Raw genomic sequence first — 13945 nt, forward strand, 5'->3', positions numbered from 1 at the left:
CCGGAACTCGTTTAATAAGATGTTACAAACTCACAAACGGGGTTTCGAGGTGAGCGCGGCGGGCTTGGAACGAGCAGAAAGCGTTTGGTTTCCGTTTCCCTCCAAAAAATGTCTCATTTCGCATCTTCAGAAAACAGGAGGCGAGTGGTGTGCACGATTACATCAAAGAGCGTACGATCAAGATTGGAAAGCATATCGTGGAGACAAAAAAGACGGTACGGGTGATTGCAAAAGAATTTGGGGTGTCGAAAAGCACCGTTCATAAGGATCTGACGGAACGGCTGCCAAACATTAACCCGGAACTCGCAAACGCGGTAAAAAACGTGCTCGATTATCACAAGTCAATCCGCCATCTTCGGGGAGGGGAAGCAACAAGACTGAAGTACCAGAAGGACTCGGAACAGGCAGTGAGGCCATAGAGAATGCCTGCGGAACCTGCGGAACGTACGGATTTTCACGTAAAGTTAAACTGTAAAATAATTTGTGTGTTTTTTTCGACGCGCTCCCTGTTTGAATCTTTTTATGATAAAATGGGATAATGAATGATAATTGTCCTAGGTTACGACTAGGTATTTTGACAGGGAGGATAATGCAGTGTTTTCAAGAGACATCGGAATTGATCTTGGGACGGCGAATGTACTAATATATGTAAAAGGCCAGGGCATCGTCTTGAACGAACCTTCGGTCATTGCTTTAGATACGGATACGAAACAGATGCTTGCTGTCGGTGAAGAGGCAAGGCGAATGGTAGGCCGGACACCCGGCAATATAGTGGCCATTCGTCCTCTTCGCGATGGCGTTATTGCTGACTTTGAAATTACGGAAATGATGCTGACACATTTTATTGATAAAATCAACGTCAAAGGTTTTCTGAAGAAGCCGAGAATCTTGATCTGTACACCGACTCACATTACGTCGGTGGAACAAAAAGCGATTCGCCAGGCGGCGGAGCGCAGCGGCGGCAAACAGGTTTATCTTGAAGAGGAACCGAAAGTGGCCGCAGTCGGCGCCGGAATGGATATCTTTCAGCCAAGCGGAAACATGGTGATTGATATCGGCGGCGGGACAACGGATATCGCGGTTCTGTCGATGGGCGACATTGTGACATCCCAGTCAATCAAACTGGCGGGAGACAAATTTGATCGCGAAATTTTGAATTATATTAAGAGAAAGTACAAGCTGCTGATCGGCGAACGGACGGCGGAACAGATAAAAATTCAAGTTGGTACGGTCTATAAAAATGCGCGTGATGAAAGCATGGATATCCGCGGACGCGATATGGTGACCGGACTGCCGAAGACGCTGACTGTCCATTCAAATGAAATTGAAGAAGCCCTGGCAGACTCCGTCAATTCACTTGTCCGCGCTGCAAAAAGTGTTCTTGAACAGACACCGCCTGAACTGTCCGCGGATATTATCGACCGCGGCGTGATTCTGACCGGCGGAGGCGCTCAGCTGCACGGAATTGATCAGCTGCTCGCAAGCGAACTGAAAGTACCTGTTGTTGTGGCAGACAATCCGATGACCTGTGTCGTAGAAGGCGCTGGAAAAATGCTTGAACATCTGGATAAACTCCCTAAGCGCAAAGCCAACTGATTGCTCTGCGCTTTTCTTCCATAGACGAACCGAAGTTATGTGATCCACAGAGAATAACGGAAAAGCCGCTTAAGCTGACCGAAAAAAGTCATGCGGCGGCCATAACGTACAAAATGGACGTTGGAAAGCTTTCTGAAAAGCAGGTGACGGATCTTGATCAGAGGATTGTATACGGCGGCGGCCGGAATGCTCGCACAGCAGCAGCGCGAAGAAATATTATCGAACAACCTGAACAATGTGGATACTCCCGGGTATAAGAGTGACAGTAGCACGCTGCGCGCATTTCCGGAGATGCTCATTCAGAGTCTCAGGGGAGGGGTTCCGGTTCCGCAAAATGTCGGAGTTATTGCGACCGGCGTCTACGCGGATGAGACTGTGCCCGATTTTTCTCAGGGAACGGTGACGCAGACAGGAAAATCAACCGATGTCGCTCTCGTTACGTCACGCCTTCCCGTCAATCCGCGTACGGGAGCTCAGGAAGGGGCGCTGCTCTTTAATGTGCGGACGCCTGCAGGAGCAGTGAGGTACACACGGGACGGTCACTTCACAATCAATCCGACCGGACAGCTTGCGGACAGCGCCGGCGATCTTGTTCTGGACAATGCCGGCCGTCCGATTCAGCTTCCATCTGATCAATTTCAGGTTGCCAGAGATGGCACGATCATGGTGAACGGGGCAGCTGTCGCCCAGATCGGCGTCAGCTATGCCGTCAACACGAACAATCTCGTCAAAGAGGGCGGGAGCCTGTTCCGGCTCAATGGAGGCGGCGCCCTTCCACCGGCTGCCGGTAATGCGGGTATCGATTATCAGATAAAACAGGGTTTTCTTGAAGGATCCAATGTATCGGCGGACGGGACGATGACCAATATGATGGAAGCCTATCGTTCATTTGAAGCGAATCAGAAGGTTTTGGTGATTCTTGACAATTCGCTCAATAAAGCGGTTAATGATGTCGGCAAAGTCAATTGACCGGGAAGTCGCCTGCTAATGAATAATTTATATTATAATAGAAGGCAAAAATTTAACTGAGCCGGGAGGAAAAGTTCATGGATCAGCAACTCATGGCATCAGGTGTTACGCTGGGCCAGATTCAGCAGCAGCTGGCGACCGTGGCGGATAATCTTGCCAACATGGGCACAGTCGGCTATAAGAGCCGGGACGCCCAATTCAATGACTTGCTTTTTCAGCAGATCAACAGTTTTGGCAATGCCAATGCGGATCCTGTCGACATGGCTAACCGTCTGACTCCGGCAGGCATCCGTATAGGCTCCGGCAGCCGGGTCGGCGACTCGCAAATGGATCTGTCGCTGGGCTCGCTGCAGCAGACCGGCAATCCGCTTGATCTGGCATTGACAAATGATCATCAGTTTTTCCAGATCGGTATGACCGGCGCGAACGGCCAGCTGACCCCGGCTTACAGCCGTGCCGGGGCGTTCAACGCTCTGCCTGATCCGCAAAATCCGAATGTTCTCCGCCTCCTGACGAAAAGCGGCCAGCCCGTCCTTGATCCGAATGGCCAGCCGATCCTTCTCCCGGCCGGTTGGAGCGATTTGCAGATCAATAATGCCGGCACGATCACGGCCGTCATGCCGGGCGGACAGAGAATTGCCGCCGGCCAGTTGGGCCTGGTGACAGTGAATCGGCCCCAGCTGCTTCAGAGTCAGGGCAACGGATTGTACACACTGCCTAATCTCGCCAGGCTCGGTGTCGGATTGAACCAGGTCGTCGTACCGGTTGCGGCAAATAACGGTTCGGTTGTCCAGGGAAAACTGGAAAATTCAAATGTGGATACGACAAAGGAAATGGTCGATCTGATTAATTTGCAGCACAATTATCAGCTGACCGCCCGTTCGGTTACAATGAGCGACCAGATGGACGGACTTGTGAACAGCCTGCTGCAGTGATGAGTGAGGAAAGAACACGATGGCAAACAAAAATGAGGGTCATTTGAATCGGGAGATAGCGCCGGCCGCAACACAAGGTACACGGCAGGCCGTCCGTGCCGCCATGCAGGAAGCTGAAAAAACGGAGCGGGATGCCGAAACAAAACCGGAAGAAACAAAACCCGCTTACAATCCGTTTTTCAACTATCACAAACCCCGTTTCCCAATCTGGCAGAGGCTGATCGTGCTGATCAGCCTCGCCGCTATCGCACTTGTCGCCGGCGCCATGTTCGGCTACGGTGTGCTCGGCCACGCAAATCCCTGGGCTGTCTTCTATCCAGGAACATGGCAGCACATCCTGGACTTTTTGAAAACGAAATAACAGAAAGGAGAGAAGCACCTGTTCACCATCAGGTGATCGATTCCTGATGGCGAACAGACGCAAATCCCATGCTGACAATAGATGAAATCAAAAAAATTCTGCCGCACCGCTATCCTTTTCTGCTCGTCGACCGCATTCTTGAGGTCGAGGACGGAAAGAAGGCGGTCGGCATCAAGAACGTGTCCGTCAACGAACCATTTTTCACCGGACACTTTCCTGATTATCCAATCATGCCGGGTGTACTGATTGTCGAAGCACTCGCGCAGGTCAGCGGCATCGCCGTCCTGCACCAGGGTGATAATCAGGGCATGCTGACCCTTTACGCCGGCATCGACAAATGTCGATTCAAGCGTCAGGTCCGTCCCGGCGACCAGCTCCGGCTGGAATCGGAAATTCTTCGTTATCGCGGCGGATTCGCGAAAGCCAAAGGAACGGCCACGGTCGACGGTGAAATTGCCTGCGAAGTGGAAATGATGTTTGCCCTAAAAAAAGCGGAATAAACAATAAAGCGACAACTCCGTCTCATACGGGAAACAAATTGCGGCGCGATTCGAACAGGCGTCGCAGTATTTATATAACAGAGGTACAGGTTGAAGCGGATCTTTACTATAAAAATGTCACATTCCAATTTGGGACATGCCGACAGTCCGCCAATTTTTTTAGAAAATACAAAAAGCATTCTGATCGATTGGAACTTCTGTCCGTTTTCGTCGAGTTTTCCCGGGAAATGATTATGTATGGCGCTTGTCTGCAGCATGATTACAAAATTCGGCTTACACCATTCGTCACCCATTCCCCGGAACATACCCCACCTAGATCTCCCATGGGTAAGCTTTTTCATGAAAGGCCGTGAGTACGCTATGACCAAAAGGAGAATCAAACGCTCTCTTTCTGAGCGTTTTTCAAATCAATCAATCCGGAGTGGCCCCAGCAGCACCGTTAATTCGAAAAATCACTTTGCATTTTTTAAATTCTTTCCATGATTCTGGAGTCGCATGGTGTCCTCACAGAATCCTTCATAGGGTTCGACGTTTTTCCCCGCACTCAGCACGGAGCGAGTCATCGCATTCAAACCCTCATTTTGGAGCTGTTGAATAAGTTCTCTCATTGCCAGGCCGAGGTCCCTGTCCAACTGTTCAATACATGCGTTGAGCCATTCGCCGCCCAGTGAAACAAGGAACTCAGGATGATAGAGCTCAGTAAGATGGACAAACTCTTTCGCCTGATCGGAAAGGGAGGCGGCCCCTTTTTTCAGTTGTTCGACGGATTCGAGAAATTCTGTAAGATCGCAGGAAACTTCAGTGTTCAGTGTAATCGCTGTGCGACTAATAATCAGAATGTGTCTCAGTGAGGGATCGGAATGTTCCCGAAAAAGTTTGTTTAAGTGAGCGAGAGCAACACGAAGCCTGCTCTTTGCCTGTACGACCGGCACTTCGGGTATCAGAATATCAATAATCTGGTCACGGGTAACCGTTCCGCCGTTCATCACGAGAAAAAGCAGCAATTCTTTGGCATGACGCTGATTCCATGTTCCTTCGACCGGTAAACCTTTCCACGTCACTCTGAAATCCTTGCTCATGACCTGAATCTGCAAAGCACACGGCTTCTGAAGGCTCTGTCTGTACCCTTCCATAATCACTTTTTTGAAGTGATCCATGTAATTTTCGTACATTGGGGTCATTGGAACAGGGGACTGGTCTTCAAGAATAAACTTGTTGACAAGATTGGCAGTGGCCGGCGGGTCATCAATCACAAAATGACGGCCGGCGCCCGGAATGACAAATCCGCGGCTGTTCGGGACCATCGCCGTAAAAGCAATGGCCAGGTTTTGCGGCATCAGATTGTCGTATTCGCCGTAAAGAAAGAGAATGGGCAGATGGAGAGCCTGTAGATTGTCCAGAACAGCGAACTCAAAAAAATCATTAGCCCGCTCGCATTCGGTAAGAATGTCAAGAAAAATCCGTGTGCTCATGTGATGGAATGAACGGAGGATATATTTCGACTTTGCTGGCGTCGCCGGATGTACCGCCCGCATCGCGAACACTTTACCGAGCATTGGTCGGTCCGTCTGAATCAAGTGTCCCATGTACCTGAGTTCCTGCTTGAAGGAACCTTTCGGGACAAAAAAAGGTGTGGAAAAAAGGCTCAATGAATCTACTTTATCGATGCAGCGCTCGGCGATCCAAACGGCCAACAAGCCTCCAAAATAGTTACCGATTAGATGAATATGCTTCAGATGAAGTTTATGGATCAAAGTGACCGCTTCGCGAATAAGCCATTTAAAAGTCACTCGACCGGTACTTTGCGTTGTCTGTCCGTGTCCCGAAAAATCATAGGTGACGACATTAAAGGATGGATCAATATAGGAAATAAACGTATTCCATAACTCGGAATCCTGCGAAAGCCCGTGAATCAGAAACAGTGTCGGGTGATCAGAATCAATGAACCGATAATTATAATACAGCCTATAATCTTCAATGGCCAGCATCGTCAATGCCAGGACCTCCAATCTGAAAGTGATTTGTCGAGGAAGTCAAAAGTGCCGGAGAATGATAAACAGAGTGTTCTGCTTTTTTAAGCGAAATCAGGGATTTATGTCCGACCAATAGGCGATTTTAAGACTGAAGCACCTTTCTCATCATCATGGATGAATGCTTCTTTAAATGAGCGAAAACCCACGTAAGGGCCGCTATCTCTTGTGTCTCAGAGCATCGGACCACTCATCGCAAAAGCCTTTGTAGGGCTCAACTTTCCGGCCGGCTTTCAAAATACGGCGCATGACGGAGAATTCTCCATCATCTTTCAATGAAATTAGCAGTTGGGCCATAATCTGGGACAATTTGCTTTGCATGGTATCAAAAAGCCGCCGTGTCCACTCGGCCCGGAAAGATCTCTGCATCTCCGGCCGGTAATCCTCAAGAAATCGCAGGAAGGACTCGCTGCGCGAGGCAATAGGCTCGTCCGCCCAGAGCAGGCCCTCGATGTTGTGAAGGTATACACCAACGTCGCTCTGCACATCGGCGTTCAGCGCAATCGAATCGCGGCTGACGATCATCAGATCATGAATCGATTCATCAGGTTGGCTGCGGAATATTTGATTTAAGTGGTTCAGCTGGACGCGGAGCCGGTTTCGTGCCTGATCAAGGTCCATCTCCGGTGTAAAGGCATCAATCAGCACGTCCCGTTTCACAGCGCCCCGGTTTAGAATCATGAAAAGCAGAAGCTCCCGCGCATTTCGCTGATTCCATTTGCCATCGATTTCCCGGCCGTTCCAGTAGACGTGTGTATCCTCGCCAAGAATCGCCATCCGCAAAAAACGGCGGCGGATCGGTTGCGGCTGATAAGCTTTTTCTATGATTTCGTTAAACGTATGCACAATCCTGCGACTGCCCGGAGTAAAAGGGGAAGGGGGTTTGTCGCTTCTTATAAATCGGTTTAATAGATGTGCGGCCGTTTCCGGTTGATCGAGCGGAATCAGGCAGGAAGCGTCAGGAATCACCATGAAGCGGCTGTTGAAGACATAATTGCTGAAAATCATGGCAAGTGACGCGGGAAAAATCGGATCATACTCTCCGTGCAGGAATAACACCGGTTTCTGAACGCTTTTCAGTTTTCCGATCAAATCAAAATCCTGCTCATTATTGATTCGGATCAGTTCCTCAATCGGGGCAATAACATTGTCGGCCGAAACACGGCGGAGTGCTTGGGAAACCGTCCGGGACTTGGACACGGTAACCGGATGGAGACTTTCCATCAAATATTTTTTCTCAAACAGGCTGCGGTCAAGTTTCAGCAGTTGAATATTTGTTGCTCCCTCATGATCATAGCCGTTTTTTTGAACATAAAAGGGGAGAGAGATCAGCGTCAGCGATTCGACGACTTCGGGCCTGTTCAGTGTCAGTTCAAAAGCGAGAATGGCGCTGAAACGGCAGCCGATCAGATGGATCCGGCTTAATTTCAGCTCGTGGATCAGCGCCAGAAACTCAACCGACAGCAGTTCGAGAGACAGAGGCGAACGTCCTTCCGTCGTTCGGCCATGTCCGTAAAAGTCATAGGTCAGAATGTTGAAGTCCCGATCCAAATGCGCGAGAAGCCCTTCCCACATCCCGGTATCGAGACAGAGGTCGTGAATAAAAACCAGGGTCGGCGCATTTTCGTCGGCCCGGTGCCAATTGTAGTGCAAATCGTAATCTGTAAATTTAAGAGTTGGCAAGAATATGACCGCCTTCCGATTCTCTTTCTCCGCGTCAGGGGGGCTATTCAGGGGGATCCTGTCTGAAAATCAGATCGGGAATTGTTTGCTTTCGGGCGCAGCGATCCGGCAACCTTTTTTCCGGGCAGCTGTGCGTGGATTTAATTCGATTTCATACCGTCAGCCCATTATTCTTTCGAATCAAGGCAGGCCTGCACCCTGTTTTATAAGGAAACACCCGCGGCTTACTGAGGCATGCTTTGCAGTTCGGCCAGCTTATCATCGCAATAACCGTCATACGGCTCAATCGGTTTGCCAGCCTGCAGGATTTCGCGCATCGCCGCGATCATACTGTGCTTTTTCAGTTCAGGTAAAAGCTTCTCCATGGCGTCCGCAAGTTTTTCCTCGATTTTATCGGTCAGCGAAAAAATCCAGTCACTGCGGAAGGAAGAAAAATTGGCCGGATCGTAATTGCTCAAAAGACGGATGAATGTGACCGCCCGTTCATTCAGGGTTTTTTTTCCGGTCAACAGGCGGTCAAGCTGTTTCATGTAATTTCCAAAATCGCTCTCCAATTCCGCATTGACGGCAACCGCATCTTCATTGATGATCAGAATATCGCGTACTGAAGGATCGGAACAATCATTAAAAATCTTATTCAGGTGGCTGAGCCAAACACGCAAGTTGTTTCTTGCCTGGATAATCGGCAGATCGGACAGAAAAGTATCGATCAGTTCCCCGCGTCTGACGAGTCCGTTCCGCAGGATCAGAAACAGGAGCAGTTCTTTCGCGCCGCGCTGATTCCACTTTCCTTCAACCGGCCGCCCGTTCCAGATCACCTCAACGTCGTGCATGATATTCATGGTGAGCCGATGACGGCGCTTCTTCCGCCTGTCAAACCCGCTGCGCACGACTTTGCGGAAATCGCCGAAAAGTTCCTCATGAATCGGCGTCACAGGTATCGGCGCTCTTTCGCTCGAAATGAATTTTTTTAAATATAAAGCCGTAAGCTCAGGCTGGTCGATGGGCAGAATTCGCGACGCTTCAGGGATCGTGTACCAGCGGCTGTTTGGAATACACGCTGAATAAACCGCGCTCAGCTGCGGAGGAAAAATCGGATCACATTCCCCATGCATAACGAGTGTCGGCACGGCCAACCGGCCAAGCTCTTCAGCAAAGTGGAACCGCTCAGAGGAATAGGTAGATTGGAGCAGCGCAACGGCGTTTTTAATCACTTCAGCCGGAATCTGCCGGAAAGCCGCCTCAAATCGCGCCGATTTTTCGCCGGTCGGTATATGAAAACTATCCAATATCAACTTTTGTATCAGCAGATCACGATCAATGTCGACCAGCTGTTTTATCAGGGTCAGCATCCGGCTGTAGTCGTGTTCCGGCAGATAAAAGACGGCGGACATCAGCGTGAGTGAAGCGACCCGTTCGGGATGCCGCCCTGCCAGTTCAAAACCGATATTACCGCCCAGTCCGCTGCCTGCCACGTGAATCTTTCCGATTCCGGCAGCGTCGATCACGGCAAGCGCTTCTGAGACGAGAAGTTCGAGAGACAGCGGTGTTCCGTTTGTCCCTGTCCGTCCGTGCCCGAACGAATCATAGACAATATAATTCACATCGGATCCGAGGCCATCCGCCAGCAGATTCCACTCCGAGGCATCCATTGTCAGCCCGTGAATAAACAGAAGCGTCGGCCGGCTCCGATCAGAGATATGAACCGAATAATGCAGATGATAACCGTTCATAGGCAATGTCGCCATTTTGCTCATCCTCTTTATCTGATTCCTTTTTCTCAGTGATGGCCGGAAAGCGCCGCTTGATGACGGTGCACCGGCGATTAACACGCAACAGTTTTCACGAACCGCCGTTGAAACGATGATGTAATGGGTGCCGTGTTAAGATGCAAATACCGTAATAGTAAAAACCCTTTCAAGAACATACATCATAAAATGTACAGATTTGGTTAATTCTTATTATATAAAATATTGAAATGAAACAAAAGAAATTAACTAGTAAAAATGAACGGGAGATATATGGAAAGTCGATAAAAGGGGCTATTCGTACCGATGAAAAAGTACATATTTTATCTACGGCCGACCGGACAAGCGACACGACATCAGTCCCGTGTTTACTTCTGCGTCATAATCGCGAAGGATATCACGCTTGCGGCCCGTAAATTTTCCAACATCTATGGCTCCATTTACTCCGGCATGATGAAGGTAACCGAAAATAAGTACCAGCTCTTTTACACACAGGGAAAAGGGCAATATAAAGAAGAACTGATGTATATCGTCATCGAAGAAGAAAAAAATATATTTGAAAATATTTAACCGACTGTTAATGACCGTGCCGGCGGAAATGAGGTTCTACCGGCGGAAATCAGGGTTCTACCGGCGGAAACCGGTGTTCTATCAGCGGAAATCGGCCCTCTACCGGCGGAAATCGGTGTTCTACCGGCCAAAATCAGCCCTCTATCGGCGGGAATCGAGGTTCTATCGGCGGAAACCGGCCCTCTTCCAACGAAGGTGGGCTCTCTTCCTGTCGCGTTAGCTCTGCTGACGAGCATCTCTGTCAGCCCTTTATAGAATTGCGCAAATAATGGCTGCCGTCCACAATCACGACATGCCAATCCAAACGATTCGCTTACAAAAAGTCCGCCTGCATGCGGACTCTGTATCTCGTTATCTGCGCGCCCAGTAGAACAGTCCCTCAAGGCGCTTCAAGTAAACCAGTAAATATTGAAAGAAGCGGGGCAGGCGCATTCCTTTTCTGCCGATGGTGTCTGCGAAATTAACCGGGTCAGGCATGATTTCCCTTTTTAAAAAGGTCCATTTTTGAAGCCCATTGTCATAATCCTTCGTCTGTTTAAGGCGTCTGATGATCGTCGGCATGGTTTTCTTGGGCTGATCCGCGCATTGAAGATCGCGTCTTCTCCACCAGAGTGTTGTGTTATGGCGGATCGGAAGCGGCAGCACTTCGTCCAGGGACGGGAATTCGTGGTAGACGATCATAAGCGTGTGTGCGACCCGTTTCCACGTCTTCTGTTTTCGGGCGAACTGCATCAGTTCAATAAAATCCAACCTGTCCTTCATCACATGAATCATCTGGACGATATCGATGAAATATTTCCAACTGTTGAGATGATGATTCCAGCCGTGCAGGCAGATCAGATAAAACGTATGAAGATCCGACAGCTCAAAAACGTGCCGGTACGGCTTGAACGGAACCGAATCACGCCAGAGCTCGGCCATGTTCAGCGACGACGTTTCTTTCCGCAAAAGGTCCCAGTGTACTTCGATCGCCAGTTCATCCGACCAGCCTGGCATTTTCTTATAAAATACGCGATGGAAATGGTAAGGCTCGTACTTTCTCCCGGGCACAAAACCCATCGTCTCAATTATTTTAATAGCTTCATCCATCTGTTCCGGTCTTATGAGAATATCAATGTCGCCCGAGTCTCTTGCCGCCAGGTCGCCATAATACTTTTCTGCAAAAAGCGGCCCCTTGAGCGGGATCACATCGATGCCCAGCGACTCGAACCGGCCCAGCAGCTGCTTGAGCTGAGCTTTCAGCAACAGGCTGGCGGAAACGTTTCCCATAAACCGCTCGTTCAGGGCGTCCTGGAAAAAAGAAGGAAGCTGATCGAGCCGTTTCTGCCTTTTAAGGAAAAAGCAGATCTGCGAACAGACTCGATCAAATTGCCGATCTTCCATAACATACCGATAAAAGTCCGGTTCTTTTTCAAGCGTTTTGCGTTCGTCGTAAAGAGCGCGCAACAATTCCAACATGGTCGACCACCTCAATCCGCAATTCATCATGAACAGCAGGAACAATACGTGAAACAGCGGTCCTGCCTGTAAAAAATCAACCCGATCCGTAAAAAACGACTGACGACATCGGGTTGCTTCTATCCAAAACTCCGTTAGAAACAACCTCCTGAAAATCTGTGAAAATGTTCGATGCATTTTCATATCTGTTTTTATAATGATAAAACACCTGGGATTCGCGATGATCAGTGAAATTTTCTATCTACATGTTTAATGGCTATAAAAACATACTTGAAAATCAATAGTAAATGAATTTTCTCTTCGCCAGTTGCATTTATATAGAAGCGATCGTATCTCTTCCGATCAAATGGAGCCGGCGGTAGAGTCCTTTTTCTGTCATCAGCCGTTCGTGCGGGCCCTGCTGAACGATCTGGCCTTTTTCAAGAACGATGATATGATCCGCATTCTGTATCGTCGAGAGCCGGTGTGCGATGACAATCGTGGTGCGCCCCTCCATCAGATGATCGAGCGCCGCTTTCACCCGTGCTTCCGTTTCGGTGTCCAGTGCGGCCGTCGCTTCGTCCAGAAGCAGAATCGGCGCGTTTTTCAGAAGTGCGCGGGCAATAGCAACCCGCTGTTTTTGCCCGCCGGAGAGGAGCAGCCCGCGTTCGCCGATTTCTGTGTCGTAACCTTGCGGCAGTCCGCGGATAAAATCGTCCAGTGCGGCGATCCGCGCCGCCCTCACGAGATCGGTTTCGGCCACATCCCGGCCGAGCCGCAGATTGTCGCGGATCGTCCCATTAAAGAGAAAGGTTTCCTGCGGGACCTGAGCGATGGATTCGCGAAGCCCGCTCAGGGACAGTGAAGCGATCGAGCGGCCGTTGATCCGGATGCTTCCCTGCTGCGGCGTGTAAAGCCGTGTGAGGAGAGCAAAAAGAGTCGATTTTCCTGCTCCGCTCAAACCGACAATCGCTGTTTTTTTGCCGGCCGGGATCCTCAGATTCAGATCGCTGAAGACGGGCTTATCCGGTTCGTAGCCGAATGTCAAATGGCGGAATTCGATCGACCGTACCGGTTCACACGGATAATCCGCAGTCTGAAGGAGAGGGGGCACCTGGTTTTGCTCGACCGGAAGCCTGAGGATTTCCTGTACGCGCTCGACAGCCGTTGTCGCCTTTTGAAAATTAACCCAGTTGCCCGCCGCGCTGGTCAGGGGATAGACCAGATGCTCGACGAGTGTAATGAACGTCAGCAGCGCACCGACCGTCAGCGTCTTCTGTGAGACAAAATAAGCACCGAGGCACAGGCTGACGAGGAAAGTCAGAGCGCTCGCCGTCGCGCCGCCCGCGTAATAGAAACCGCGCAGCCTGGCGCTCTTCATTTCCAGATTGTACAAATCCTGATTCTGCTTCACATGGCGCCTGACGAGCAGACGTTCCATGACAAAAGAGCGGACAACGTGGAACCCTTGCAGCGTCTCATTGACCAGCTGCGTATTGTCGCCCGTCAGCCGGTTGACTTTGCGGCTGTTGCGGCGAAGCAGAAGGCCGAAGATCATGCTTCCCGCAATGGCGATCGGCGCGATACCCCAGCTGACCATGGAAAGGACCGGGCTGATCTGGAAAAGGTAGATAAAAACGGAAAGATAGATCAGCGGAAGACGGATCACATCCACGAGCCGGGAGCCCAGCATGTTCTGAATGGCCGTGATGTCGTTGCCGAACCGCGACAGCAGATCCCCGGAGCGAAGCGAGTTCATCGTCCCCGTCCGCAGCAGCAGCATATGCTGATACAGCGCTTCTTTCAAATCGCGTGTCACGCCGTATACGGCGGCGGATTCGAAAAATGTATCGAAAAAATTGACACTGATCGTGAGCACAAGAAGCCCGGCCCCGACCGGAATCAGCCAAGTCAGCTCGGACAGACGGCTCCCGACAGCGGCGTCCGTTACTTTACCAAAGTAGGAGGCCGTGCCAAGAGTCAGCGCGAGGTCGACCAGCATGACCGCCGTCAGCCCTGCATAGGCCCGCCAGTGTTTTTTGATAAGCGGTCCAATCAGTTGGATGGTGTTTCCGACATGGCTTGTCCGCGCCCGTTTTTTTATGCTCAACAGGAT

Annotated in this window: 12 protein-coding genes; 7 read left to right on the forward strand and 5 right to left on the reverse strand. The window is 50.2% G+C overall.

Translation table 11 applies throughout. The features are described 5' to 3' along the window. The first annotated feature begins 149 nt into the window (after positions 1-149). The 6 genes from spoIIID to fabZ all read left to right on the forward strand — a co-directional run bounded on the left by spoIIID (position 150) and on the right by fabZ (position 4361). Positions 150-419 carry a sporulation transcriptional regulator SpoIIID gene (gene spoIIID / locus IEX81_RS06735; RefSeq protein ID WP_188802308.1) on the forward strand — a complete coding sequence of 90 codons (270 nt, stop codon included), beginning with the start codon at positions 150-152 and terminating at the stop codon, positions 417-419. Positions 420-594: 175 nt separating this feature from the next. Then, entirely contained in the window at positions 595-1596 is a 1002-nt protein-coding gene (locus IEX81_RS06740; protein WP_188802309.1) for a rod shape-determining protein, read from the forward strand. 153 nt (positions 1597-1749) lie between these two features. After that, positions 1750-2565, forward strand: coding sequence for a flagellar hook-basal body protein (locus tag IEX81_RS06745; RefSeq protein ID WP_188802310.1), 816 nt, complete (start codon positions 1750-1752; stop codon positions 2563-2565). A 77-nt stretch (positions 2566-2642) separates the two neighbouring features. Beyond that, positions 2643-3500 (forward strand): flagellar hook-basal body protein, encoded by an 858-nt coding sequence (locus IEX81_RS06750; protein WP_188802311.1) that lies wholly within the window; start codon positions 2643-2645, stop codon positions 3498-3500. A 19-nt stretch (positions 3501-3519) separates the two neighbouring features. Continuing rightward, on the forward strand, positions 3520-3861 hold the full coding sequence (locus IEX81_RS06755) for a DNA-directed RNA polymerase subunit beta (protein WP_188802312.1): 342 nt from the start codon (positions 3520-3522) through the stop codon (positions 3859-3861). 68 nt (positions 3862-3929) lie between these two features. After that, positions 3930-4361: a 3-hydroxyacyl-ACP dehydratase FabZ gene (fabZ, locus tag IEX81_RS06760; RefSeq protein ID WP_188802313.1), complete on the forward strand. Its 432-nt coding sequence runs from the start codon at positions 3930-3932 to the stop codon at positions 4359-4361. 452 nt (positions 4362-4813) lie between these two features. Here the strand turns inward: fabZ and IEX81_RS06765 are convergent, their stop codons facing one another. The 3 genes from IEX81_RS06765 to IEX81_RS06775 form a co-directional block, all read right to left on the reverse strand. After that, positions 4814-6349 (reverse strand): alpha/beta hydrolase, encoded by a 1536-nt coding sequence (locus IEX81_RS06765; RefSeq protein WP_229727506.1) that lies wholly within the window; start codon positions 6347-6349, stop codon positions 4814-4816. 201 nt (positions 6350-6550) lie between these two features. Next, complete coding sequence (locus IEX81_RS06770; protein ID WP_188802315.1) at positions 6551-8074, reverse strand: alpha/beta hydrolase; 1524 nt, start codon at positions 8072-8074, stop codon at positions 6551-6553. 224 nt (positions 8075-8298) lie between these two features. After that, positions 8299-9822 (reverse strand): alpha/beta hydrolase, encoded by a 1524-nt coding sequence (locus tag IEX81_RS06775; RefSeq protein WP_188802316.1) that lies wholly within the window; start codon positions 9820-9822, stop codon positions 8299-8301. Between the two features lie 306 nt (positions 9823-10128). Here IEX81_RS06775 and IEX81_RS06780 point away from each other — a divergent pair, with 306 nt between their 5' ends. Continuing rightward, a complete protein-coding gene (locus tag IEX81_RS06780; protein ID WP_188802317.1) occupies positions 10129-10392 on the forward strand; it encodes a hypothetical protein in 264 nt (87 codons plus the stop codon). Positions 10393-10743: 351 nt separating this feature from the next. Here IEX81_RS06780 and IEX81_RS06785 read toward each other — a convergent pair whose 3' ends face one another. Both IEX81_RS06785 and IEX81_RS06790 read right to left on the reverse strand, forming a co-directional pair. Further along, positions 10744-11850, reverse strand: a complete 1107-nt coding sequence (locus IEX81_RS06785) for a nucleotidyltransferase family protein (protein ID WP_188802318.1) — start codon at positions 11848-11850, stop codon at positions 10744-10746. Between the two features lie 313 nt (positions 11851-12163). Beyond that, a complete protein-coding gene (locus IEX81_RS06790) occupies positions 12164-13939 on the reverse strand; it encodes an ABC transporter ATP-binding protein (RefSeq protein WP_188802319.1) in 1776 nt (591 codons plus the stop codon). Between the last annotated feature and the right edge of the window lie 6 nt (positions 13940-13945).

Origin of the sequence: Sporolactobacillus putidus, assembly GCF_014647035.1 — a bacterium.
GTDB classification, from domain to species: domain Bacteria; phylum Bacillota; class Bacilli; order Bacillales; family Sporolactobacillaceae; genus Sporolactobacillus; species Sporolactobacillus putidus.

Bases quoted from the DNA above. Each gene is read 5' to 3' on its own strand.
- IEX81_RS06755 (WP_188802312.1), top strand. From the start codon at position 3,520: ATGGCAAACAAAAATGAGGGTCATTTGAATCGGGAGATAGCGCCGGCC.
- IEX81_RS06775 (WP_188802316.1), bottom strand. From the start codon at position 9,822: ATGGCGACATTGCCTATGAACGGTTATCATCTGCATTATTCGGTTCAT.
- fabZ (WP_188802313.1), top strand. From the start codon at position 3,930: ATGCTGACAATAGATGAAATCAAAAAAATTCTGCCGCACCGCTATCCT.
- IEX81_RS06765 (WP_229727506.1), bottom strand. From the start codon at position 6,349: ATGCTGGCCATTGAAGATTATAGGCTGTATTATAATTATCGGTTCATT.
- IEX81_RS06750 (WP_188802311.1), top strand. From the start codon at position 2,643: ATGGATCAGCAACTCATGGCATCAGGTGTTACGCTGGGCCAGATTCAG.
- IEX81_RS06780 (WP_188802317.1), top strand. From the start codon at position 10,129: ATGAAAAAGTACATATTTTATCTACGGCCGACCGGACAAGCGACACGA.
- IEX81_RS06785 (WP_188802318.1), bottom strand. From the start codon at position 11,850: ATGTTGGAATTGTTGCGCGCTCTTTACGACGAACGCAAAACGCTTGAA.